The organism is Amycolatopsis sp. NPDC058986 (assembly GCF_042741125.1).
GTDB lineage: Bacteria > Actinomycetota > Actinomycetes > Mycobacteriales > Pseudonocardiaceae > Amycolatopsis.
This window is the reverse complement of sequence record NZ_JBHYJW010000004.1, coordinates 192,433-216,043: the sequence shown is the minus strand read 5'-3', so window position 1 is coordinate 216,043 and position 23,611 is coordinate 192,433. Positions and strand designations below refer to the sequence as shown.

Genomic DNA, 23,611 nt, shown 5'->3' with positions numbered 1-23,611 from the left:
CGGGAGCCGGGAGCCGGGAGCCGGGAGCCGGGAGCCGGGAGCCGGGAGCCGGGAGCCGGGAGCCGGGAGCCGGGAGCCGGGAGCCGGGAGCCGGGAGCCGGGCCTGGCCGCGCGATGCACTGAAGGCGCCCTTCACCGCGCTGGATGCACCGAAGGCGCCCTTCAACTCGTCCAACGCACTGAAAGCGTCCTTCAGCACCCCGCCGGTCGATCACACACTGCGATCAACGCCCGCCGCAGGGTGACTTCGATGCCACAGCGAGACCTCCTGAGCCCCGCCAGCACCCGCGAACGCCGCCCCGCGCACTACCCGGCGCCGCGTCAAGACTCCGTATGTGGGACTGGTCATGTCTCCTACCTGTGACTTTGTGCCTGCGTTCACAAGTGGACTACCGTAGGCACATCGCCTCCGCGCGGCCCGGCATCAAACCGGACTCCCGCCGCCGGGTCAAGAGCCAGTTTCGTACGGTTGTGGCGATGGCCGGAGCGGTACCGGACGCGCGGTCGGGAATTCGCGGTGAACAGGAGTGCCAGCGTGGTGACACAGCGGGGGCGTGGTGACGGGTCTACGCCACCCCGGGCGTCCCGCCGCCGGGACAGCCGCAACGGCCGGGCCACCCCCGACGCCGACAACGCGCCCACCGCCGAAATGCCCGCCGTACCCGGCGACGACGGCGCCAATGGCACCAACGGCAACGGTGGTGAAGGCGGCGAGGCCAGGGCGAAGTCGATCCCCGAGGCCGCGGTCGCGCGGCTCGCGGTGTACCTGCGGGTCCTTTCCGGACTGGCCGAGCAGGGCGCGACGACGGTGTCCAGTGAAGAACTCTCGCAGGCCGCCGGGGTCAACTCGGCGAAGCTGCGCAAGGATCTCTCCTACCTCGGCTCCTACGGCACCCGCGGCGTCGGCTACGACGTGCAGGTCCTGGTGAGCCAGATCGAGCGCATCCTCGGCCTGACGCGCAAGCACCGCGTCGCCGTGGTCGGGATCGGTAACCTCGGCCACGCGCTGGCCAACTACGGCGGGTTCCCCGGCCGCGGTTTCCCGGTGGAAGCGCTGTTCGACCTCGACCCGGACCTGATCGGCGTGCCGGTCGGCGGGCTGCCGGTGTCGCATCTGGACGAGATCCCGCAGGTCTGCGCCGAGCGGCAGATCTCGATCGGCGTGATCGCGACGCCGCCGACCGCCGCGCAGTCGGTGTGCGATCTGCTGGTCGCGGGCGGCGTCCAGTGCATCCTGAACTTCGCGCCGGTGGTGCTGCAGGTGCCGCCGCACATCGAGGTCCGCAAGGTCGATCTGGCGGTCGAGTTGCAGATCCTCTCCTTCCACGTCGCCCGGCGAGCCGACCTCGCCCCGGGCAACGGCACGGCGGGCGGTGACGGCCGTAACGGAGAACCGGGGGCTCGCCCCAGTGCCGACAATGGCAAGGCTGGTGCACTCTCAAGGGGGAAGAGTGCTTCGGGTAATGGGCGCGCCGGGACGGACGGCGGGCGGGGAATGGTGGTGCGCTGATGAGCGTGTTGGCAGTCGGGCTTTCCCATCGCAGCGCGGAGCTGAGCACGCTCGAGCGGGCCGCGGTGCCCGCGCACGAGGTGGTCAAGGTCCTGCACGAGCTGCAGCAGGCCGACCACGTCAGTGAGGCGATGCTGGTTTCGACCTGCAACCGGATCGAGGTCTACGCGGTCGTCGAGACGTTCCACGGTGGCCTCAACGACATCTCCGACGTCCTGGCCCGCCAGGCCGGGATGGAGCCAGCCGACCTGTACGACAGCCTGTACGTGCACTACGCGGGCGCCGCGATCGAGCACATCTTCTCGGTGGCCTCGGGGCTGGACTCGATGGTCGTCGGCGAGACGCAGATCCTCGGCCAGGTCCGTTCGTCCTACGCCACTGCGCGTGAGGCGGGTACGGTCGGCCGCACCCTGCACGAATTGGTCCAGACCACGCTGCGGGTCGGGAAGCGCGTGCACTCCGAGACCGGCCTGGACGCGCTCGGCGCGTCGGTGGTCTCCGAGGCGCTGGCCGCCGCGGGCGAGATCGAGGGCAAGCACGCGCTGATCGTCGGCGCCGGTTCGATGGGCGCGCTCACCGCGTCCCAGCTGCGCAAGGGCGGCATCGGCGAGATCACCGTGGCCAACCGCACCGAGGCCAACGCCCAGCGCCTCGCCGCGTCCGTCACCGAGGCCGGTGTGCAAGCCCGCTCGGTGCCGCTGGCCGACGTCCGGCGCGCGGTCGAGCTGGCCGACGTCGTGATCTGCTGCACCGGCGCGCAGGACGCCGTGTTCACGCCCGAGCACGTCACGCCCCGGGACGGCCGTGTGCTGGTCGTCTGCGATCTCGGCCTGCCGAGGGACGTCGACGCCGCGGTGGGTGAGCTGGCCTCGGTCACCGTGGTGGACCTGGAGACCATCCAGCGCCGCATGCGGGAAGCGGGCACCCCGACCACCGAGAAGCAGACCGCGAAGGCCACCGGCATCGTGCTCGACGAGGTGCGCGACTACCTCGCCGGACAGCGCAGTGCCGAGGTCACCCCGACCGTGACCGCGCTGCGCCGCCGCGCGGCCGAGGTCGTCGACGCGGAGCTGCTGCGGCTGGACAACCGGCTGCCCGACCTCGATTCGGGTGTCCGCGAGGAGGTCGGCCGCACGGTCCGCCGGGTGGTCGACAAGCTGCTGCACGCGCCGACGGTGCGGGTCAAGCAGCTGGCCGCCGAGACGGCCGACACCGACTACGCCAACGCGTTGCGCGAGCTGTTCTGCCTCGACCCGCAGGCCCCTGCGGCGGTGGCACGCCCGACCGCGCAGCAACCACCAGGGAAGAACCAGTAAGTGACCAGAGTCATCCGCATCGGGACGCGCGGCAGCAAGCTGGCGCTCGCGCAGACCGGGACCGTCGCCGAAACGCTCCGCAAGGCGGGCGCCGAGGTCGAGATCGTCACCGTCACCACGCCCGGCGACCAGTCGTCGGCGCCGATCCCGCAGATCGGCGTCGGGGTGTTCACCTCCGCGCTGCGGGAAGCGCTGCTGCGCGAAGAGGTCGACGTCGTCGTGCACTCCTGCAAGGACCTGCCGACCGCGCCCGAGCCCGGGATTACCCTCGCCGCGATCCCGCCGCGCGAGGACCCGCGCGACGCGCTGATCGCCCGTGACGGGCTCACCCTCGGCGAGCTGCCGCCGGGTTCGACGGTCGGCACCGGGGCGCCGCGGCGCACCGCGCAGCTGCGCGCGCTCGGGCTCGGTTTGGAAATCGTGCCGATCCGAGGCAATATCGACACCCGCATGCGCAAGGTCACCGACGGCGAGCTGGATGCCGTGGTGCTCGCGCGTGCCGGCCTGGTGCGTATCGGGCGGGGCGGGGCGATCACCGAGACCCTCGACCCGATCCAGATGCTGCCCGCTCCCGCGCAGGGGGCGCTGGCGGTGGAGTGCCGGGACGGTGACGTGGACGTCGAGCGACTGCTTTCGTCCACAGTGGACGATGAGGGCACGCGGGCCGCGGTGACGGCCGAACGGGCCATGCTGGCCGCGCTCGAAGCCGGGTGCACCGCTCCGGTGGGTGCGCTCGCCGAGATCGTCGAGGACCTCGACGCCGAGGGCGCGGTCGTGGAACGGATCTCGCTTCGCGGCACCGCGGCCGTCGAGGACGAGAACGGGTCGGTGGACATGTTGCGTGCCTCGGTGCTCGGCGACAAGGCCGAGGCCGCGCAGCTGGGCCGGACGCTGGCGGCCGAGCTGCTGGACCTGGGTGCCGGAGCGCTGCGCGGCACCGCGCACTGACCGACCCCGAGAGAACGACCAGCTGTACTGGAGAACTGCGGCCGTGCCCGAGCGCGCACGGCCGTCCAATGAGGAGAAACGCACAGATGACCCCCGCGCGTAAGACCACCGGGCGCGTCGCCTTCGTGGGCTCGGGCCCCGGTGACGCAGGACTGCTCACCGTCCGGGCCCAGGAACTGCTGGCCAAGGCCGAGGTCGTGGTGACCGACCCCGACGTCCCGGCCGGAGTGCTGGCCTTCGCCGCCGAAGGTGCCGAGGTACGCCCGGCCGTCGGCGAGGCGGCCGACGTCGCCAAGGACCTGACCACCGAGGCGAAGGCCGGGCGGCTGGTCCTGCGCCTGATCGCCGGTGACCCGCTGACCAGCCCGGCCGTGGTGGCCGAGGTCCAGGCCGTCGCGCGCACCAGCGCCGTGTTCGACGTCATCCCCGGCGTCTCGCCGAGCGCCGCCGTCCCGGCCTATGCGGGGATCGCGCTGGGCGGCACGCACACCGAGGTCGACGTCCGCGGTGACGTCGACTGGGGCGCGCTGGCCGCCGCGCCCGGCCCGCTCGTGCTGCACGCGACGTCGAGCCACCTGGCCGAAGCGGCGTCCGCGCTGGTCGAGAAGGGCCAGGCCGCGAGCACCCCGGTCGCGGTGACCGCGAACGGCACCATCAACACCCAGCGCACGCTGGACACCACCCTGGAGAAGCTCGCGGCCGACGCCGGCGAGCTGGTCGGCCCGCTGATCGTCACGATCGGCCAGGCCGCCGGGCAGCGCTCGAAGCTGTCGTGGTGGGAGTCGCGCGCGCTGTACGGCTGGAAGGTCCTGGTGCCGCGCACCAAGGAGCAGGCGGGCGAGATGGCCGAGCGGCTGCGCGGCCACGGCGCGACCTCGCACGAGGTGCCGACCATCTCCGTCGAGCCGCCGCGCAGCCCGGCGCAGATGGAGCGTTCGGTCAAGGGCCTCGTCGACGGCCGCTACCAGTGGATCGTGTTCACCTCGACCAACGCCGTCCGCGCGGTGTGGGAGAAGTTCGAGGAGTTCGGCCTGGACGCCCGCGCGTTCTCCGGCGTGAAGATCGCCTGCGTCGGTGAGTCGACCGCGGCGAAGGTGCGTTCGTTCGGCATCATCCCCGAGCTGGTGCCCGAGGGCGAGCAGTCCAGCGAGGGCCTGCTCGCCGAGTTCCCGCCGTACGACGACGTCCTCGACCCGGTCGACCGCGTGCTGCTGCCGCGGGCCGACATCGCCACCGAGACGCTGTCCGCCGGCCTGCGCGACCGCGGCTGGGAGATCGACGACGTGACGGCCTACCGGACCGTCCGCGCCGCCCCGCCGCCCGCCGAGACCCGCGAGATGATCAAGACCGGCGGCTTCGACGCGGTGTGCTTCACCTCGTCTTCGACCGTGCGGAACCTGGTCGGCATCGCGGGCAAGCCGCACGCGCGCACCCTCGTCGCGTGCATCGGCCCGAAGACCGCGGAGACCGCCGTGGAGTTCGGGTTGCGGGTCGACGTCCAGCCGGAGAAGGCCGACGTCCCGCACCTGGTCGACGCGCTCGCCGCGCACGCCGCGAAACTGCGTGCCGAGGGCGCGCTGCCGCCGCCGCGCAAGGCCAAGCGCGCCCGCCGCAGCTGAGTTCGTGAGCTGAAGGGGACTTTCCTCGCCTCACACGCGAGGAAAGTCCCCTTCAGCACAAGGCGGAGGGCGACTAGTGAGCGTTGATGGCACGGCGCCCTGGAAAGCCCTGCTTGACCAGGTGCCGCGCGCGCTCTTCATCCCGGACACCATCTGGGTGCGCGACGGGGATGATTTCGTCGCTCTGTCCAAGCACGACGAACCGGATCGGTGGGCCGAGGCGGTGGCCGCCGACGCGCCCGTGATCACGCAGGTCGATCTCGGCGAAGTCCGCCCCGGCGAGCGGGGGAGCTTTCCGTCCAGTTCGAGCAGCCAGCCCAGCATCGTCGCCGAGATGCTCGACGTGCTCGATCCGCAGCCCGGTGATTCCGTACTGGAGATCGGCACCGGAACCGGATGGAACGCGGCTCTCCTGCACCGCCGCGTCGCCCCGGATGGGCACGTCACCACGATCGAAAGTCGACCCCCAGCTCGCGGATGACGCGCGCCGCGCGCTGGCGAACGCGGGGTACGACGGTCCGCGGGTGATCACGGGCGACGGGCTGGCCGGTTGTCCCGATGGCGCCCCGTACGAGCGGGTCATCTCCACCGCGGCGATTCGTGAGGTCGTGCCCGTCGCCTGGGCAAGTCAGCTGCGGCCAGGAGGTCGCCTGGTCACCCCGTGGGGTACCGACTGGTCCAACGGCGTCATGCTGACCCTGGTCAAGGATGCCGACGGTGTCGGCACCGGCCGGTTCTCCGGTGATCTGGCGTTCATGCGCGTGCGCAGCCAGCGTCGCGCGCTCCACGCTTTCGAGCCCGATCCCGCCGACATCGCCGCTGCCGAAGTGTCCACCACCGACTGTCGGGGCCGCGACCTCGATCGGATGCTCAACCCCGGGAAGGGCCTGTTCGCCATCGGTGCTCGGCTGGCTGCGGCGAACCTGGTGACGGAGTGGGGTGCGTACGGTCCGCTGCACCACAACTTCGAGCTCGACGACCCCGATACCAGGTCGTGGGCGCGGCTGGATGCCAACCTCAACGATCCCGCGCCCTTCACGGTCCATCAGTTCGGCCCTCGCCGCCTGTGGGACGAGGTCGTGGCCGCGTATGACTGGTGGTACGAGAACGGGGAACCTGGTCTCGATCGGTTCGGGCTCACCGTCACGCCGGAGGGGGCGCAGACGCTGTGGCTCGACGATCCGGCGCACGTCGTTCGTACCTGGGAACACTGAGGTATCGGGCCGGGGAGCTGACGCACTGTCACTTCGAGAACGCGCTTTTCCTTGGCACATCGGGAAAAGCGCTTCTTCCGGCGGAGTGCCCGCTTACCCGCCCGCACCCCACGATCCCGACCGGCCGGGGTACCGTGGAGGACGTGTTCCCTGAGCATCGACCCCGCAGGCTCCGTACGACCCCGGCCATGCGCCGGCTGGTCGGCGAGACGACGTTGCGGCCGCGTCAGCTGATCCTCCCGATGTTCGTGGCCGAGGGCGCCGACGCGCCACGGCCGATCGCGAGCATGCCCGGCGTCGTCCAGCACACCCGTGACTCGCTGCGCAAGGCCGCCGTCGACGCGGTCAACGCCGGTGTCGGCGGGCTGATGCTGTTCGGCATCCCGAAGGTGCGCGACGCCGAGGGCTCCGGCGCGGTCGATCCGGACGGCATCCTGAACGTCGCGCTGCGCGACCTGCGGACCGAGCTCGGCGACGCGACCGTGCTGATGGCCGATACCTGCCTCGACGAGTTCACCGACCACGGCCACTGCGGTGTCCTGGACGCCGACGGCACGGTCGACAACGACGCGACGCTGCGGCTGTACGCGGAAATGGCGGTCGCACAGGCCGAAGCCGGGGCGCACGTGCTCGGGCCGAGCGGGATGATGGACGGCCAGATCGGCGTCATCCGCCGCGCGCTGGACGAGGTCGGGCACAGCTCGGCGGCGATCCTCGCCTACTCGGCGAAGTACGCCAGCGCGTTCTACGGGCCGTTCCGCGAGGCGGTGGACTCGCAGCTCAAGGGCGACCGCAAGACATACCAGCAGGACAGCGGCAACGCGCGCGAGGCGCTGCGCGAGATCGAGCTGGACCTCGCCGAGGGCGCCGACATGGTCATGGTCAAGCCCGCACTGTCCTATTTGGACGTCGTGAAGGCGGCGGCGGACATCTCACCGGTGCCGGTCGCGGCGTACAACATCTCCGGCGAGTACGCGATGGTCGAGGCCGCGGCCGCGAACGGCTGGCTCGACCGCGAGCGCACCGTCCTCGAGGTACTGACGTCGATCCGGCGCGCGGGCGCGGACCTGATCCTCACCTACTGGGCCGCCGAGGCCGCCGCCTGGCTGGACTGACCTCGCGCACGGGCTAGAGTCCTCGGGGTGGCCGACAAGGAGAACGAGATCCCCGACGACCTCGCCGGGCTGACCGACGACGAGCGCCGCAAGCGGGGCCGCGCGCCCGATCCGGTGCTGCCGGGTCAGCAGGCGCCGGCGTACACGGTGCCGACGCCGGTCAACATCTCGTTCGTGCTGTGGATCGCCTCGGGCGTGGTGCTGGTCGCCGGGCAGATTCTCTTCCTCGTGGAGAAGCAGCGCCTGATCGACGCCGTGATCAAGGCGACCAATGAAGCGAAGGCCCCCGGGCCGAAACCGAGCCCCGCGGACATCGCGGCGGGGATGACGACATTCCTGTGGACGCTGCTCGTCGGCGCCGTGGTGTTCAGTCTGCTGATCGCGCTGTTCGCCTACAAGGCGCGTCAAGGTACCCGTTCGGCGCGTTCCGTGGTGACCGCGCTGGCGATCTTCGAGGCGATCTTCCCGTTGCTGTTCCTGCCACAGGCGCTGCTGCCCTTCCTGGTGGTGAGCCTGCTGCTCGCGGTCGTCGCCCTGATCCTGATGTACTTGCCGAGCGTGGCGGCCTACTTCCCGAAGGTCGGCCGGAAGGTGAATTGAGACCGCATGAGTGAGCGCGTGCTGTACCACGAACCCGGCGTCGGCTGGATCGCCGTGCTGTGGGGGCCGCTGTTCGCCGTGCTGGGCTGGCTGTCCGAGTTGCTGCTCGGCGGGCCGGTACACACCTTCGCGTGGATTCTGGCGGGGCTCGCGTTGTGCGCGATCACCGCGCCGTGGGTTTATGCCCGGCGTCGTTACCTTTCGCTCGCGGTCACCACCGCCGGCTACCGGCAGGGCCGGGAAACCGTCCCGGCGGCGGAAATCGCCGCGGTCACCGACGTCGGCGCACCAGCGGGTGCGCGGGTGCTCGGCGGGGGCTGGGCGGTGCCCCGGAAGTACGACGAGCTGCCGGTCAAGCTCACCGACGGCTCGGTCGTCCTCGCCTGGGCGAAAGACGCGGAAGCCCTGCGCGACGCGCTTTCCCGGCTCGTCGGCACCGGTAGCGCCCATGACGGCAGTGCCGATGAAGACACTGCAGATAAAGACAGTGCCGATGCCGACAGCGCCAACCCCGGAGAGTCGTGAGAGGCTGCACACCGTGATCGAGCTGCCACAGCCCACCGGAGCGGAACTCTGGCCGCCGGAAGAGCCCGCGCCGTCCGCGCGGCTGAACAAGCCATGGCGGGCGCTGGTCGCCCTCGTCGAGGTGCTGCTGGCCGCGCTCGCCGTCTGGGGCGCGTTCGCGTGCTGGGACGCGGGCGTCGAGACGGTGACGACGACCGCCGGCGACGGCGCGGTCCTGGTGTCGCAACGGTATTTCGGTCACCTCATCGCCGGTGCGCTCGGGCTCGGTGCGCTCGCGGCGATCCTGCTGGTGGACGCGGTTCGTCAGCTGTCGCTCGCGGTGCGTGCGCGGCGCCGCGCGAAGAAGGACTGAGCCGCCCGATACACAGGTGCGGCACAGGAAACCCCTAGCTGGCTGATAACCGGTGCCCGCAGGGTTTCCGCATGACGCGGCGGCGCCCCACTCGGACGTGGGTCATCAACGGTGTACTGGTCGTGCTGCTCGGCGGCGCGGCTTTCGGGATATATCAGGCTTTCACGCCGTCGAGCAGTACCGCGCAGGCGCAGACGCGCACCACACCGGCCCGGCTGGCGACGGTGACGCAGACGATTTCCGCCGCGGGCACACTGGCCAGCAGCTACACGGGCGCGGCGAATTTCGGGACGTCCGGCAAGGTTTCCGCGATTTCGGTGAATGTCGGCGACGTCGTGACGGCCGGACAGAAATTGGCCACCCTCGACAGTGCTCAGGCGAACAAGCAACTTCAGGTCGCGCAGGCGAATCTGGCCGCCGCGCAGGAGGCGCTCACCGCGGGTGAGGCCGCTCCCGCCACGACGAGCGCCAAGGGTTCCACACAGACAGCCACGACGCAGAACAGCGTGACGGCCTTGCAGGCCAAAGTGGACCAGGCGCAGCTCGACGTCGACAACGCACAGGCCGCCGTCAACGCGACCGTGCTCTACGCACCGGGCGCGGGGACGGTCACCGCGATCAACGGCGCGGTGGGGCAGCAGACGGGTTCCTCGGGCAGCGGCCAGTCCTCGGCGTCTGCGTCCACAACGACGGGCTCGAGTGGCAACGGACAGAACAGCCAGGGCGGGCAGAGCGGTCAGCAGTCGTCGAGCGCGAGTTCGTCGAACAACGGGTTCATCGTCATCACGAACATGAGCGGCCTGGTCGTGAACACCTCGGTCGCCGAGATCGACGTCAGCAAGGTGAAGGCGGGCCAGAAGGCGACGGTGACGCTCAACGCCTTGCCGGACAAGCCGATCCAGGCGAGTGTGACGAAGGTCGACCTCACCCCGACCACGAGCGGGAACGTCGTTTCCTACGGCGCGCAGCTGAGCATGAGCAGCCCGCCGGACGGCCTGCGGCCGGGTCAGTCGGCGAGCGTGGTGATCACCGTCGCCCAGGCGGACAACGCGTTGAGCGTGCCCGCGGCGGCGGTGCGGACGGTCGGGAACACGAACGTCGTCACGGTCCAGGCGAACGGGCAGAACGTGACGCGGCAGGTGCAGATCGGCATCCGCGGCGAGTCGACCGTGCAGATCACCTCCGGGCTGGACGAGGGCGACAACGTGGTGCTCACCGCGGCAGCGCCCAGCGCGACGACCGGCAACGGCAGCCAGCGCGGCGGTACCGGCGGATTCCCCGGTACCGGTGGTCAGGGCAACGGCGGCCAGCGCGGGTTCGGCGGCGGGGGACGCGGATGAAGCCGGTGATCGCGGTCTCCGGACTGCGGAAGACCTACGGCAGCGGGGAAACCGCCGTGCACGCGCTGCGCGGTGTCGATCTCGTCGTCCGGCAAGGGGAGTACGTCGCGATCATGGGTGCGTCCGGCTCCGGGAAGTCGACGCTGCTGAACATGCTCGGCTGCCTCGACGTGCCGACCGCGGGGAGGTACCTGCTCGACGGGTTCAGCGTCGCCGACCTCAACGAACGTCAGCTCGCCTTGCTGCGCAACAGGAAGATCGGTTTCATCTTCCAGTCCTTCAATCTGGTCCCGCGCACCTCCGCGTTGTCCAATGTGGAACTCCCTCTTGTCTACAGTGGACTACGCAGGGTGGTGCGGCGGCGCAGGGCGTTGGCGGCACTGGAGATGGTGGGGCTGACCGAGCGCGCGCGGCATCTGCCCAGTGAGCTTTCCGGTGGGCAGCAACAACGTGTCGCCGTGGCGAGGGCGCTGGTGACCGGTCCGGCGCTGCTGCTGGCCGACGAACCGACCGGGAACCTCGACCGGGCCAGCACCGCGGACGTGCTCGGCGTGTTCGACCGGCTCAACGCGCAGGGCCGGACCGTCGTGGTGATCACGCACGAGGACGAGGTGGCCGCGCACGCGCACCGCGTCGTCCGTGTCGACGACGGGCTGATCGTCGTCGACGAGACTCGCCGTGCGGTGGGAGTGTCGACGTGAACCTGCTGGAAATCCTGCGGTTCGCGGTGCGCGGGCTGACCGCGAACAAGCTGCGTTCCGCGCTGACGACGCTCGGCATCACGATCGGGGTGGCGGCGGTGATCCTGCTCGTCGCGGTCGGCAACGGCGCGTCGGCGGCGATCGCGGCGAGCATCCAGGGCCTGGGCACGAACGTGGTCAACGTGTCCCCGCTCCGGGGCGGCCAGAGCGCGGGCTCGCGGCCGTTGACGGTGCAGGACGCGCACGCGCTGGTGGATCCGGTGGGCGCGCCGGACGTCAAGGCCGCGTCGCCGGTGGTGAACACGACGGCGACCGCGACGTACGGCCAGACCTCGTACTCGATCCCGACCGTGGCCGGCACCGAACCGGCGTACTTCACGACGACGAACCGGGCGATCGCCGACGGTGCGTTGTTCACCGACGAGGATGTCGCGTCGGCACGCAAGGTCGTCGTGCTGGGCCCGACGACCGCGCAGTCGCTGTTCGGGACCGCCGACGCCGCGGTGGGGAAGAACGTGCTGTTGAACAGCATTCAGTTCACCGTGCTCGGGGTGTTGCAGGCCAAGGGGAGTACCGGCCTGCAGAACGCCGACGACGTCGCGGTCGCGCCGCTGAGCGCGGTGCAGAACTCGCTGAGCGGTTACGGAAGCCTGAACCAGATCGCCGTCCAAGCGGGTTCGGCGGACTCGGTGGGGCTCGCGCAGGCGGAGATCACCGCGATCCTCGACGCGCGGCACGGGATCCGCGCGGGCGCGACGCCGGACTACCAGATCCAGAACTCCGAGCAGCTACTGGCGACCCGGACCTCTGCCACGCAGACGTTCACCGTGTTGCTGGCGGCCGTCGCGGCGATTTCGTTGCTGGTCGGGGGAATCGGCGTCACGAACATCATGCTGGTGACGGTGACCGAGCGGATCCGGGAGATCGGGATCCGCAAGGCGATCGGGGCGCCGCGGTCGGCGATTCTCGGCCAGTTCCTCGCCGAGGCCACGATGCTGAGCCTGTTCGGCGGCCTGCTCGGGGTCGTGATCGGCGTTGTCGGCAGCCAGTTCACCGTCGCCGGGATCACCCCGGTGGTGGTGCCGTCCTCGATCGCGCTCGCCTTCGCGGTTTCCGCGCTGATCGGCCTGTTCTTCGGCAGTTTCCCGGCGAACCGGGCCGCCAAACTGCGCCCCATCGACGCCTTGCGGCACGAGTAGGAGTTCTTCGCGATGTCTTCCACCACCTCCGACAGGCCCGCCGAGGAACCGACGGCCGAACTCCCGCCCGTGTCACCGGAATCGGTCGTCGCCGCCCCCGCCGTCGAAGGCGATCTCGACCGGGAACTCAAGCGCGTGGCGACGCCGTTCGGGAAGCCGACGCTCATCCTGGCCGCCTTGCTGGTTTTCGCACTCGCTTTCGGCGCCGGGGCGTGGACACACGCCGCTTTCCGCCCGGGCTCGAGCGCGGCATCCGGCTCCGGCAGTGACGCGCGCGGCCAAGGTCAGCGGCAGGGACAGAACGGAACCGGCGGCCAGGGCACCGGAAACCAGGGCGGCACCCGCGGCGCGGGCGGCCGCGGTACCGCGGGCACGATCGAGAAGATCGAGGGCAGCACACTGACCCTGAAAACCGCTCAGGGCACCGAAATCACCGTGTCCACAACGGACTCCACCACGATCGGCCTCACCCAGCCCGGCAAACTCGCCGACCTCAAACCGGGCGCCACCGTGACCGTGCAGGGCCAGCCGGACTCCTCCGGCGCCGTGACCGCCCAAGCCATCACCCAGCAACCCCCACGCTGACCACTCCCCACCGACCCCCATCCCCCACCCGCCCTATGGGGGGCGTCCCTGCAACATTCTATCGCGGGAGCACGACGAAAACCGGAGCCGCGGAAATCTGTGGACAGTCAGGGGAGTTGTGGACAACTCGGGGCGTGGCTCGGCCTGGGGTGCGCCCCGAGTTGCTCGGGCCTCTCCGTCACGCCGGGCGCCGCGCCCGCTGCCGTGAACGCTCCGTTGCGGACGTTGGACGTCGCGAACGACGCGTTCGCGACGTCCGGCCAGGCGCTCCCGCCGCCCCACGTTCGTCCTTTGTGGACTCTGGCATGGTGAAGGGAACTTTCAGGGCACTCAGCGCTGTGAAGGGGGCCTTCACCGCGTTCGGTACGCCTCGCAGCCTGCGGCTCCCGGAGCCAGGTAGTGCGAGGCAGAAGGGCGAGACCGTGGCCGAGCGGCGTGGTGAGGTGCGACAAGGGCGTCCCTCGGTGCGGTGAACGCACCCAGGGCGTCCCTCGGTACCCGCCGCCCCAGGCCCGAACCCGAGCCGTGGAACTCAGTTCAGCACGACCACCGCGGAATTCAGCGCCGTCGCGTACAACAGCCAGCCCACATAGGGCACCAGCAGCCCCGCCGCCAGCCGCGACCGCCGCGCGAAGAGCACGATGGTCACGAGTACCACGAAATCCAGTGCCACGATGTCGAACAGCGCGAGCGTCGTCGAACGCCCCGCGAAGAACAGCGGCGTCCACAGGACGTTCAGCAGCAGGCCGATGCCGTAGGCCGAGTACGCGCTGGTCTCCCCGTCCGTGCGCCAGTACCACCAGCCCGCGAAGGCGATCAGCAGGTACATGACCGTCCACATCGGACCGAAGAGCTCGGCGGGCGGGGCCCACTCCGGCTGGTTCAGGCGGGCGTAGATCTCCCGCGCCGACGTCGCGGCCAGCCCGCCGACCAGGCCCACCACGGCGACCACCGCGACGAACCCGAGCAGCGCCAGCCACGGATTGTGCCGCGGTGTGGTCGTGGTCACCGGCATGAGCCGATCCTAGGGCCGGCGAAAGAAAGGGGAAAGAAGCAGGTGACGGGGGTCGCGGCGGCGTTCGCGCGGGGTTTGCGAGACTGGACGGGTGACTTCTGGAACCGAGCAGTCCAAGGCATGGTTCGCCCGCGCGAAAGCGGCGGTCCCGGGCGGGGTGAACTCGCCGGTCCGCGCGTTCAACTCCGTCGGTGGCACCCCGCGGTTCATGGTCAAGGGTCAGGGGCCCTATCTGTGGGATGTCGACGGCAACCGCTACGTCGACCTGGTGTCCTCGTGGGGGCCGATGATCCTCGGCCACGCCCACCCGGGTGTCGTCGAGGCGGCCCGCGGCGCGGCCGCCGGCGGTCTGAGCTTCGGCACCCCGACGCTGGGCGAGGTCGAACTCGCCGAAGAGATCATCACCCGGGTCGCCCCGGTCGAGCGGGTGCGGCTGGTCAACTCCGGCACCGAGGCGACCATGAGCGCGATCCGGCTGGCGCGCGGCTTCACCGGCCGGCCGAAGATCATCAAGTTCGCCGGGTGTTACCACGGTCACGTCGACGCGCTGCTCGCCGAAGCCGGGTCCGGGGTGGCCACGCTCGGTCTCCCGACGTCGCCGGGCGTCACCGGCGCGCAGGCCGCGGACACCCTCGTGCTGCCCTACAACGACCTCGACGCCGTCCGGAAGTCCTTTGTGGACAACCCGGACTCGATCGCGGCGGTGATCACCGAGGCGGCGGCGGGCAACATGGGCGCGATCGCACCGGACGAGGGCTTCAACGCCGGGCTGCGCGACCTCGCGCACGAGTACGGCGCGCTGCTCGTCATGGACGAGGTGATGACGGGCTTCCGCGTCTCGCGCTCGGGCTGGTACGGGCTCGAGGGGGTCGCGGGTGACCTCTACACCTTCGGCAAAGTCATGTCCGGCGGGCTGCCCGCCGCGGCGTTCGGCGGACGTGCCGACGTGATGGCGAAGCTCGCGCCTGGTGGCCCGGTCTACCAGGCGGGGACGTTGTCCGGGAACCCGGTCGCGGTGGCCGCCGGGCTGGCGACGCTGCGCGCGGCCGACGATGCCGTGTACACGGCACTGGACACGAACGCTAAGCGCCTCGGCGGCCTGTTCGGCGCCGCGCTGAGCGAGGTGGGCGTCGCGCATTCCGTGCAGTACGCGGGCAACCTGGTCAGCGTGTTCTTCAGCGAGACGCCGGTGCGGGACTACCCGGGCGCGCAGGCCGCCGAGACCTGGCGTTTCCCGGCGTTCTTCCACGCGCTGCTCGACGCCGGGGTGTATCCGCCGCCGAGCGCGTTCGAGGCGTGGTTCGTCAACGCCGCCATGGACGACGAAGCGTTCGCGGTGATCGAGGCGGCCCTGCCCGCCGCGGCGCGTGCGGCCGCCGAGGCGGTACAGCCGTGAAGACGATCGTGCACCTGCTGCGTCACGGCGAAGTCCACAACCCCGAGAAGGTTCTGTACGGCCGCCTGCCCGGTTACCGGCTTTCCGACCGCGGCCAGCAGCAGGCGCTGACCGTCGCGGAGGCTGTTGCCGGGCACGACCTCATCTACGTCGTGGCGTCGCCGTTGCAGCGTGCGCAGGAGACCGCGGCGCCGATCGCGGCCGCGCATCGCCTCGACGTCGTCACCGACGAGCGGCTGATCGAGGCGGCGAACCAGTTCGAGGGCGAGCGGGTCGCCGTCGGGGACGGCGCGCTGCGCCAGCCGAAGCACTGGCCGAAGCTGCGGGACCCGTTCACGCCGTCCTGGGGCGAGCCGTATGTGGAGATCGCCCACCGCATGCTCGGCGCCGTCTACCGCGCGGCCGAGGCGGCCGAGGGACATGAAGCCCTGTGCGTTTCGCATCAGCTGCCGATCTGGACGCTGCGGCGATTCCTCGAGGCGAAGCGGTTGTGGCACGACCCGCGCAAGCGGCAGTGTTCGCTCGCGTCGCTGACCAGCCTGGTCTTCGACGACCGGGAGCTGCGCGAGATCGTCTACAGCGAACCCGCCGGCGCGACCGATCCGAAGGTGACGGGCGCGTGAAACGGCGGCTGGGCGCACTCGTGCTGAGCGCGGCGTTGCTGGTCGCGGGCTGTTCGACCGGCAAGGACGCGGTCGTCCAGGGAAGCAGTTTCACCTTCGTTTCCCCTGGCGGCAAGCTCGACATCACCTACGACCTCCCGCAGCGGCAGACCGCCCCCGTGCTGGCGGGGGACGATCTGATGAACGAGGGCAAGCAGCTGTCGCTCGCGGACTTCCCCGGCAAGATCATCGTGCTGAACCTGTGGGGCCAGTGGTGTGGTCCGTGCCGGGCGGAGGCGCCGGAGCTGGAGAAGCTGGCGGAGCAGGCGCAGCCGTTCGGGACCCAGCTCGTCGGGCTCGACGTGCGGGACCCGTCGCGCCAGGCGGCGCAGGATTTCGTACGGGACCGGAAGCTGACGTATCCGTCGATCTATGACCCGTCCGGACGCACCCTGTTGCAGCTTTCGGGCTATCCGCGCAACATCATCCCGTCGACGCTCGTACTGGACAAACAACATCGGGTCGCGGCGGTTTTCCTCCGTCAGGTACTCGCGAGCGACCTGCTGCCGCTGGTGCAGCGCCTTGCCGCCGAAGCGCCCTGACCTGCTGAAACGCGAGATCCAGTAACCGGAACGCAGGCCCCCGTCACTCCAATGGACCATTGACGGGGGTCTCGTTCACCTGCTTGGCTGGAATCGGAGATTGAGTAAACGCGTTTGCCCGGCCAAACTTGACGGATGATTTCGCCGGAATCGCGCCGCTCCATTTATTGTCGCAACACCGTATTTACTGCTGACACGACTGTGCTTTCTTTCGATGCAAGGAGTCGTCGTGCTGACGAGCGATACCGCGTTCAATGCCGCCAAAGCCGATTTCAACGACGTGTACAACCGGCCGGATCCGCGGGACTACTTCGCGGCCATGGAAAGAGTTGGCTACCGGCTGCCGGAGAATGTCATGCCGTCGTTTCTGCGGGTGATCGAAGCGGTGCGAAGAGTGCGGGGATCTGCTCCGCTCACCATCCTCGACGTCGGCTGCTCGTACGGTATCAATGGCGCGCTGTTGAACTACGAGTTGACTCTGGATGACCTTTACGGGCGCGGTGAGCAGCGGGAAGGTGACGCGACGCAGGAGCCGTCCGAGGTTGACAGGAAGTTCTTCGCCACGCGGAAAACGCCGTCCGGACACCGGATTCACGGAATCGACATAGCCACTCACGCGGTCGAGTACGCGACGAAAACCGGGCTGATCGACCGGGGTGCGGCACTCGATCTGGAGGCGGAGGAATCACCGGGAGTGCCTGCCGGATTGGCGGACGTCGACCTGATCATCTCGACCGGGTGTGTCGGATATGTCACCGTGAGAACGTTTTCCCGGTTGCTCGAAGCGAATACCGGCAGGCCGCCGTGGATCGCCACCTCCGCGTTGCGGACCCTCGATTATTCCTCGTTCGAACGCTGTTTCGGCGAGCGGGGATATGTGACGAGGAGTTCGTCGCGACCGGTGAAACAACGTTCGATTGCGAGTGCAGCGGAACGTGCACAGACACTGTCGAATCTGGCGGCGCTCGGTAAAGATCCCGCGGGGTTCGAGAGTGAGGGCGCGCTCTACGCCGATTGTCACGTCTCCGTACCCGGCGAGGAGGCCGGATCGGTGACGCGAGAGGAGCTTTTCGGCTGATCCGGGTCCGCTGGGTCAGCGAGTGGTGCGGACGGCGAGGCCGTCCACCACGACGGACAGGCCCGTCGTGAACGCGGTGTCCCGCAGCGCGCGGGGTACCGACGTCCGGCGGGCCTGTTCCTCGATCGTGAACCCGTTGACGTAACTCGTCACGACGTCCGCGCAGGCCTCCGCGTCCAGGCCGGACATTCCGGCGGAGCCGAGCGTGTCGATGAGCTGTCCGAGGAACGCGAGAGCGACCGGCCCCGGGGCGCTCATGGTCGCGATGACCCGGGCGCCATCGGGATGGGCCAGCATCGCATCGCGGTGTGCGTGCGCGAAGCAGATCACCTCGTCCTGCCAGGCCTCGATGGGGCAGACGGCCTTGGCCCTCGCGACGTCCGCCGTGGCGTCGGCGAGGATGCGCTCCGCGATCGCGTCCAGCAGGGCCTGTTTGTTCGCGTAGTGCCAGTAGAGCGCGCCGACGCGGACGCCGAGGCGGTCGGCCAGTTTGCGGGTCGACAACTCGTCCAGACCCGTTTCGTCGAGCAGGGCCACCGCGGCGTCGAGCACCGTGGCAGGGTTCAGCGGCATCCACCCCTCCGATCTTCGGTGCCCAGTTCACCACGCCTGGCGAATTGAGCACTGTTCAGGTAACTTGAGCACTGTTCAATTGAGCGGTGTTCAGGAGGTTGTCGTGAGGGTGGCGGTGATCGGGGCGGGACTCGGCGGGCTGTGCCTGGCGCAGGGATTGCGCGGCGCGGGCGTGGAGGTCGAGGTGTACGAACGGGACCCGGATGTCCACGGCCGGTTCCAGGGGTATCGGATCGGGCTGGGCGACTTGGGGGTCGGCGCGCTGCGCGCCTGTCTTCCCGAGCGGCTGCACGGCCTGCTCGACGCGACGACCGGCCGCCTCAGCGGGAGCAGGGAGAACTACGGGCCGGGGCTGGAGTTCACCGGGGCACGGCCGCCGATGACGGCGACCACGGTCGATCGGCAGGTGCTGCGGCAGCTGCTGCTCACCGGAATCGACGTCAGGTTCGGCAAGCGGCTCGGTGGCTATCGGGTGCTCGGCGACGGCCGGGTGCGGGCCGAGTTCACCGACGGTTCGGCCACCGAGGCCGATCTGCTCGTCGGCGCCGACGGAATCAACTCGGCGGTGCGTGCACAGCTCAGTCCAGGCGTGCGGCCCGAGGACACCGGCGTCCGGTGTGTCATCGGGCGCACGCCGCTCACCGACCGGTTCGCCGCGCTGGTGCCGGGATTCGGCGCGGGGGTCAGCGACGGCGAGGTGATGCTGATGATCGGCCTGATGCGGTTCCGGCGGCCGCCGCGCGAAGCGGGCGCGGAGCTGGGCGTGGCGCTACCGGACGTCGGTGACTACGCCCGCTGGGTGCTCATGCCGGCGCCGGAGCAGGAGGAACTGCCGCCGCGGGACGCCGTGCTCGCCGCGATCGAGGGCTGGCATCCCGACGTGCGGGCGCTCGTCGAGGCGGCGGACCCGGAGCACACGTCGTGGCTTTCGATCCGGGTCGTCCGGCCCGGCGTGCGCTGGCCGCTGGGGCCGGTGACGCTGCTGGGGGACGCCATCCACGCGACCTCGCCCAGCGGCGGCAACGGCGCGAACACCGCCCTGCACGACGCGCGGCGGCTGCGTGACCTGCTGGTGGAGCCGGGCACGAGCCTGCTCGACGCCGTCGACACCTATGAGACGGCGATGTTCACCTACGGTGCCCAGGCCGTCGAGCACAGCGTGGCCGCGCTCGACCAGTTCCTGCCCGGCCGCCGCGCCGCCTGACTCCCCGCGTCCGCTCCCCGGGCCACGCCATCCGATAGGCATTCCCCCACCCTCCCGGGGGCACCCCTGCAACCAGCATATCGGGGTTGACCTGCGAATATAGGGCTCGCGGAGAATCTGTGGACAACGGGTCCGGTTGTGGACAGCTCGGCGGGGACAGCGCACGGCCGGGCGGTAGCAAAGGTCCCTCGCTCCTGTTCCGGGGTGGCTCATGCGCCCGAATGTGGTTTTCTCGCTCAGGGTTCTGGGGCCGTGTGTGTTGCCGGAGGTGTTGTAGGACGCCTGGGGTGCGCTGGTCTGGGGTGTGACAAGGGCGTCCCTGGGTGCGGTGGATGCACCCAGGGCGTCCCTCGGACTTCCCTGCGCTCGCCGACTCCATTCGCCCGGTGTCGCGAACGCTCCGTTGGGGACGATGACCGTCCTGAACGACGCGTTCGGGACAGGGGCCTCGGCGCTGGAGCGTCGCGAATGCGACATTGACGGCGTTGAACGTCCCCAATGTCCCATTCGCGATACTGCCGACCAGGACACAAGCCCGCAACCGCCGTCGCCCGTATCGAACGCAACCGACCACTACCGAGAAACCCCAATGTGGCGCTCGGGGGACACGGCCACACCACCACGCACACAGCACGAAGCGCGCCCCAGGACCTTGGTCCTGTTTCGTCGTGACGTACGTCCTGTGAGACGGCCCCGGCGGGTTAACGCGAAGCTCACTGCCTACTCTCGTCGGAGTGAACTCCGTGTCCGAGCTGGCGCTTTCCGGGCCGCTGCTGCTCGCCGCGGGCGTCGCGCTGCTCGCCGGGGCCCTCTCGTTCGCGTCCCCGTGTGTGGTCCCGCTCGTGCCGGGGTACCTGGCGTACCTCGCCGCGCTGGTCGGCGCGGACGCCCCCGCGGTCAGCGCGGACGAACAGCGTAAGAAGGGCCGCTACGCCGTCGTCGGCGCGGCCCTGCTCTTCGTGCTCGGGTTCACCGTCGTCTTCGTCGCCACGCTGGGCACGCTGGTCTGGCTCGCCGACACGATCACGATCAACCAGGACGTCCTTCAGCGCGTCGGCGGTGTGCTCACGATCGCCATGGCGCTGGTGTTCCTCGGCTGGATCCCCGGCCTGCAGCGCGAGTTCCGTTCGCACCACGTGCCGCGCGGCGGGATCTGGGGCGCGCCGCTGCTCGGCGCCGTCTTCGGGCTCGGCTGGACACCGTGCATCGGCCCGACGCTGTCGGCGGTGACCAGCATGGCCAGCGCCACCGGCGGCGCCGCGGCGCGCGGCTACCTGCTGATCGCGATCTACTGCCTCGGCCTCGGCCTGCCGTTCCTGCTCATCGCGCTCGGCGCGCGCTGGGCCGTGCGGGCCACCGACTGGCTGCGCCGCAACGGCCGCCGCGTCCAGATCGTCGGCGGCGCGCTGCTGATGATCGTCGGGATCCTGCTCGTCACCGGGTTGTGGGGAGATCTGATGGGGTGGCTGCGCAACAGCCTCGCGAACAACCTCGAGCTGCCGCTGTGACGACCACGGAGACGCCCCCGGCGCAGCAGCCGAAGCCGAAGCACACGTCGCCGCTCAGGCGCGTCCTTGCCTTCCTGCGCAACACCTGGCGCGGCCTGACGTCGATGCGCACCGCGCTCGTCCTGCTCTTCCTGCTCGCGCTCGCCGCGCTGCCCGGCGCCCTGCTGCCGCAGCGCAGGCTCAACGCCCCGAAGGTCGACGAGTACATCACCGCGCACGGCTGGTGGGGCACGCTGCTGGACAAGCTGGAGTTCTACGACGTCTACAGCAGCGTCTGGTTTTCCGCGATCTACATCCTGCTCATGGTGTCGCTCGTCGGCTGCCTGACGCCGCGCAGCTTCGAGTACGTCAAGGCGATGCGCGCCAAGCCGGTGCTCACCCCGCGCAAACTCGGCCGCATGCCGCACTACCGCGTCGCGGGCACCGAGCGGCCGGTCGAAGACGTCCTCGAGGACGCGAACGCGCGGCTGTCCGGCTGGCGGCGGGTCCAGCGCGACGAGGGCGACGGCGCCCACAGCATCTCCGCGGAACGCGGCTACCTGCGCGAGACCGGCAACCTGGTGTTCCACTTCGGCATGCTCGGGCTGATCGTGTTCTTCGCGCTCGGCAAGCTGTTCAGCTACGACGGCCAGGTCATCGTGCAGGCCGACGGCAGCCAGTTCTGCAACGGCGGCATCTACAACTACGACTCGTTCAACGCCGGCCTGCGCGTCGACGGCACCGACCTGACGCCGTTCTGCGTGAAGGTGAACGACTTCAACGCGCACTACACCCCGGCTGGGCAGGCCGACTACTTCCACTCGAAGATCGAGTACCAGGCGGGCGAAGACCTGCAGACCGGCACCTGGCGGCCGTACGGCCTGGAGGTCAACTCGCCGCTGCGGGTCGACGGCGTGCGCGTCTACCTGCTCGACCACGGCTACACCCCGAAGTTCACCGTCACCTTCCCCGACGGCAGCGTCCGCACGATGGCGACCCAGTGGCGGACCGCGATCGTGCCCACCATGACCGCCGAGGGCGCGACGAAGTTCGACCAGCCGGGCATCACCGACGAGGCGCAGCGACGCACCCGGCAGCTCGCGATCACCGGCCTGCTCGCGCCGACCCCGCTGGTCCACGGCGGCATTCTCACCTCGACCGCGCCGGAGCTGAACAATCCGCAGGTCGCCGTCGACATCTACCGCGGCGACCTCGGGCTCGACGCGGGACGCGGCCAGTCGCTGTTCGAGATCGACCAGTCCCGGGTCGCCGACGGACGGCTGAAGAAGCTGACCCGGCTCAACATGCAGGTCGGCCAGGAGACCAAGCTCGACGACGGGACGAAGGTCAAGTTCGACGGTGTCCAGCCGTGGGTCGGGCTCCAGGTCTCCCACGATCCGACGCAGGGGTACGTCCTCGGTTTCGCGATCGCGATGTTCGTCGGTCTCGGCGGATCGTTGCTGGTCAAGCGGCGTCGGTTGTGGGTCCGGGTGCGCCCGGGTGGCGAGGGCGAGGCGCGTACCGTGATCGAGGTCGCCGGGCTGGCGCGCACCGATCAGGCCGGATACGGCGAAGAGTTCCAGCGCATCAGTGAACGACTGGTAACCGGCGAGAAGGGCAGCTGAGAATGCCGATCAACGACACGTTGTCGCAGTACAGCAACTGGCTGTACACGACCACCGTGGCGATCTACGTCCTCGCGTTGATGCTCACCCTCGTGGAGCAGGGCTTCGGGGCGAAGGGCAGGCAGGCCGCCGAACGCAGCAAGCAGCGGGCACGCGAGCTGGTCGGCGCGGGCGGGCCGGTGACCACCGAGGTCCCCTCGCAGCCCGAGGCACCCCGCGAGGTCGGCAGGCCGGAGCGGCTCGGCCGGATGGGCGCCGCGCTGCTCGTGCTGGGCGCGCTGCTGCAGCTGTCCGCGATCGTGCTGCGCGGGCTGGCGACGCACCGCGCGCCGTGGGGCAACATGTACGAGTACGGCATGGGCGTCACCTTCATCACGGTGGTGACCTGGCTCGTCGTGGTCCGGAAGTTCCCTGTCCGGCATCTGACGCCGTTCCTGCTGCTGCCCGTCGTCATCCTGATGTTCATCAACGGCACCATGCTGTACACGGTCGCGGCGCCGGTGCAGCCCGCGCTCCAGTCGTACTGGCTGGTCATCCACGTCTCCGCGGCCATCATCGGGTCCGGTGTCTTCCTGGTCCCCGGCGTGGCGAGCGTGCTGTACCTGTTCCGCTCGGCCCACGACCGGAACCCGGCGAAGTTCGCCCGGTTCGCGCCGAAGCTGCCCGCCGCGGACGTGCTCGACCGGATCGCCTACCGGACGACGATCTTCGCCTTCCCGGTGTTCACCTTCGGCGTGCTGTGCGGCGCGGTGTGGGCGGAGGCGGCGTGGGGCCGGTTCTGGGGCTGGGACCCGAAGGAGACCGTCGCGTTCATCGCGTGGGTGGTCTACGCGGCGTACCTGCACTCGCGGGCGACCGCGGGCTGGCGCGGCACGCGCGCCGCGGTGATCAACATCGTCGGGTTCGCGGCGACGATCTTCAACCTGTTCTTCGTCAACCTGGTCACGGCGGGATTGCACTCGTACGCCGGAGTCAGCTGACCGATCGGCCCTGGTAGGTCCTGCT

24 protein-coding genes are annotated in these 23,611 nt (G+C 70.0%); 22 read left to right on the top strand and 2 right to left on the bottom strand.

Features of this window, described 5'->3' with window-relative positions:
- The first annotated feature begins 535 nt into the window (after nt 1-535).
- The 14 genes from ACFW0G_RS05965 (at nt 536) to ACFW0G_RS05900 (ending at nt 13,024) form a co-directional block, all read left to right on the top strand.
- Nucleotides 536-1,510, top strand: a complete 975-nt coding sequence (locus tag ACFW0G_RS05965) for a redox-sensing transcriptional repressor Rex (protein ID WP_378323642.1) — start codon at nt 536-538, stop codon at nt 1,508-1,510.
- A complete protein-coding gene (locus ACFW0G_RS05960) occupies nt 1,510-2,826 on the top strand; it encodes a glutamyl-tRNA reductase (RefSeq protein WP_378323641.1) in 1,317 nt (438 codons plus the stop codon). Before ACFW0G_RS05965 ends, ACFW0G_RS05960 begins: the two co-directional genes overlap by 1 nt.
- Complete coding sequence (gene hemC / locus ACFW0G_RS05955; protein ID WP_378323640.1) at nt 2,827-3,774, top strand: hydroxymethylbilane synthase; 948 nt, start codon at nt 2,827-2,829, stop codon at nt 3,772-3,774.
- A gap of 86 nt (nt 3,775-3,860) precedes the next feature.
- A complete protein-coding gene (locus tag ACFW0G_RS05950) occupies nt 3,861-5,393 on the top strand; it encodes a uroporphyrinogen-III synthase (protein WP_378323639.1) in 1,533 nt (510 codons plus the stop codon).
- Nucleotides 5,394-5,469: 76 nt separating this feature from the next.
- Nucleotides 5,470-5,874, top strand: coding sequence for a hypothetical protein (locus tag ACFW0G_RS05945; RefSeq protein ID WP_378323638.1), 405 nt, complete (start codon nt 5,470-5,472; stop codon nt 5,872-5,874).
- 43 nt (nt 5,875-5,917) lie between these two features.
- The gene (locus ACFW0G_RS05940; RefSeq protein ID WP_378323637.1) at nt 5,918-6,607 is read left to right on the top strand and encodes a hypothetical protein; all 690 of its coding nucleotides are present in this window, start codon (nt 5,918-5,920) and stop codon (nt 6,605-6,607) included.
- Nucleotides 6,608-6,750: 143 nt separating this feature from the next.
- On the top strand, nt 6,751-7,722 hold the full coding sequence (hemB, locus tag ACFW0G_RS05935; protein WP_378323635.1) for a porphobilinogen synthase: 972 nt from the start codon (nt 6,751-6,753) through the stop codon (nt 7,720-7,722).
- 27 nt (nt 7,723-7,749) lie between these two features.
- A complete protein-coding gene (locus ACFW0G_RS05930) occupies nt 7,750-8,322 on the top strand; it encodes a hypothetical protein (RefSeq protein ID WP_378323634.1) in 573 nt (190 codons plus the stop codon).
- Nucleotides 8,323-8,328: 6 nt separating this feature from the next.
- Nucleotides 8,329-8,847, top strand: a complete 519-nt coding sequence (locus tag ACFW0G_RS05925; protein ID WP_378323633.1) for a hypothetical protein — start codon at nt 8,329-8,331, stop codon at nt 8,845-8,847.
- A gap of 13 nt (nt 8,848-8,860) precedes the next feature.
- Nucleotides 8,861-9,199, top strand: coding sequence for a hypothetical protein (locus ACFW0G_RS05920; RefSeq protein ID WP_378323631.1), 339 nt, complete (start codon nt 8,861-8,863; stop codon nt 9,197-9,199).
- 71 nt (nt 9,200-9,270) lie between these two features.
- Nucleotides 9,271-10,539 carry an efflux RND transporter periplasmic adaptor subunit gene (locus ACFW0G_RS05915; protein WP_378323630.1) on the top strand — a complete coding sequence of 423 codons (1,269 nt, stop codon included), beginning with the start codon at nt 9,271-9,273 and terminating at the stop codon, nt 10,537-10,539.
- The gene (locus tag ACFW0G_RS05910) at nt 10,536-11,240 is read left to right on the top strand and encodes an ABC transporter ATP-binding protein (protein ID WP_378323629.1); all 705 of its coding nucleotides are present in this window, start codon (nt 10,536-10,538) and stop codon (nt 11,238-11,240) included. The genes ACFW0G_RS05915 and ACFW0G_RS05910 overlap by 4 nt, the downstream gene beginning before the upstream one ends.
- Nucleotides 11,237-12,439 carry an ABC transporter permease gene (locus ACFW0G_RS05905; protein WP_378323628.1) on the top strand — a complete coding sequence of 401 codons (1,203 nt, stop codon included), beginning with the start codon at nt 11,237-11,239 and terminating at the stop codon, nt 12,437-12,439. The genes ACFW0G_RS05910 and ACFW0G_RS05905 overlap by 4 nt, the downstream gene beginning before the upstream one ends.
- Before the next feature lie 12 nt (nt 12,440-12,451).
- Nucleotides 12,452-13,024 (top strand): DUF5666 domain-containing protein, encoded by a 573-nt coding sequence (locus tag ACFW0G_RS05900; RefSeq protein ID WP_378323627.1) that lies wholly within the window; start codon nt 12,452-12,454, stop codon nt 13,022-13,024.
- Nucleotides 13,025-13,556: 532 nt separating this feature from the next.
- Here ACFW0G_RS05900 and ACFW0G_RS05895 read toward each other — a convergent pair.
- Nucleotides 13,557-14,039, bottom strand: a complete 483-nt coding sequence (locus ACFW0G_RS05895) for a TspO/MBR family protein (RefSeq protein ID WP_378323626.1) — start codon at nt 14,037-14,039, stop codon at nt 13,557-13,559.
- 91 nt (nt 14,040-14,130) lie between these two features.
- Here ACFW0G_RS05895 and hemL point away from each other — a divergent pair, with 91 nt between their 5' ends.
- From hemL to ACFW0G_RS05875, 4 genes are all read left to right on the top strand, one after another.
- Nucleotides 14,131-15,435 carry a glutamate-1-semialdehyde 2,1-aminomutase gene (hemL, locus tag ACFW0G_RS05890; protein ID WP_378323625.1) on the top strand — a complete coding sequence of 435 codons (1,305 nt, stop codon included), beginning with the start codon at nt 14,131-14,133 and terminating at the stop codon, nt 15,433-15,435.
- Entirely contained in the window at nt 15,432-16,058 is a 627-nt protein-coding gene (locus ACFW0G_RS05885; protein ID WP_378323624.1) for a histidine phosphatase family protein, read from the top strand. The genes hemL and ACFW0G_RS05885 overlap by 4 nt, the downstream gene beginning before the upstream one ends.
- Complete coding sequence (locus ACFW0G_RS05880; protein ID WP_378323623.1) at nt 16,055-16,639, top strand: redoxin domain-containing protein; 585 nt, start codon at nt 16,055-16,057, stop codon at nt 16,637-16,639. The genes ACFW0G_RS05885 and ACFW0G_RS05880 overlap by 4 nt, the downstream gene beginning before the upstream one ends.
- A gap of 229 nt (nt 16,640-16,868) precedes the next feature.
- Entirely contained in the window at nt 16,869-17,717 is an 849-nt protein-coding gene (locus ACFW0G_RS05875) for a hypothetical protein (protein ID WP_378323622.1), read from the top strand.
- A gap of 15 nt (nt 17,718-17,732) precedes the next feature.
- Here ACFW0G_RS05875 and ACFW0G_RS05870 read toward each other — a convergent pair whose 3' ends face one another.
- Nucleotides 17,733-18,290 (bottom strand): TetR/AcrR family transcriptional regulator C-terminal domain-containing protein, encoded by a 558-nt coding sequence (locus tag ACFW0G_RS05870; RefSeq protein WP_378323621.1) that lies wholly within the window; start codon nt 18,288-18,290, stop codon nt 17,733-17,735.
- Between the two features lie 103 nt (nt 18,291-18,393).
- Between ACFW0G_RS05870 and ACFW0G_RS05865 the strand changes: the two genes are divergently transcribed.
- The 4 genes from ACFW0G_RS05865 to ccsB all read left to right on the top strand — a co-directional run bounded on the left by ACFW0G_RS05865 (nt 18,394) and on the right by ccsB (nt 23,586).
- On the top strand, nt 18,394-19,494 hold the full coding sequence (locus ACFW0G_RS05865) for an FAD-dependent oxidoreductase (protein ID WP_378323620.1): 1,101 nt from the start codon (nt 18,394-18,396) through the stop codon (nt 19,492-19,494).
- 734 nt (nt 19,495-20,228) lie between these two features.
- On the top strand, nt 20,229-21,002 hold the full coding sequence (locus tag ACFW0G_RS05860) for a cytochrome c biogenesis CcdA family protein (protein ID WP_378323619.1): 774 nt from the start codon (nt 20,229-20,231) through the stop codon (nt 21,000-21,002).
- Nucleotides 20,999-22,606 carry a cytochrome c biogenesis protein ResB gene (locus ACFW0G_RS05855; protein WP_378323618.1) on the top strand — a complete coding sequence of 536 codons (1,608 nt, stop codon included), beginning with the start codon at nt 20,999-21,001 and terminating at the stop codon, nt 22,604-22,606. The genes ACFW0G_RS05860 and ACFW0G_RS05855 overlap by 4 nt, the downstream gene beginning before the upstream one ends.
- 2 nt (nt 22,607-22,608) lie before the next feature.
- A complete protein-coding gene (gene ccsB / locus ACFW0G_RS05850; protein ID WP_378323617.1) occupies nt 22,609-23,586 on the top strand; it encodes a c-type cytochrome biogenesis protein CcsB in 978 nt (325 codons plus the stop codon).
- Nucleotides 23,587-23,611: the final 25 nt, after the last annotated feature.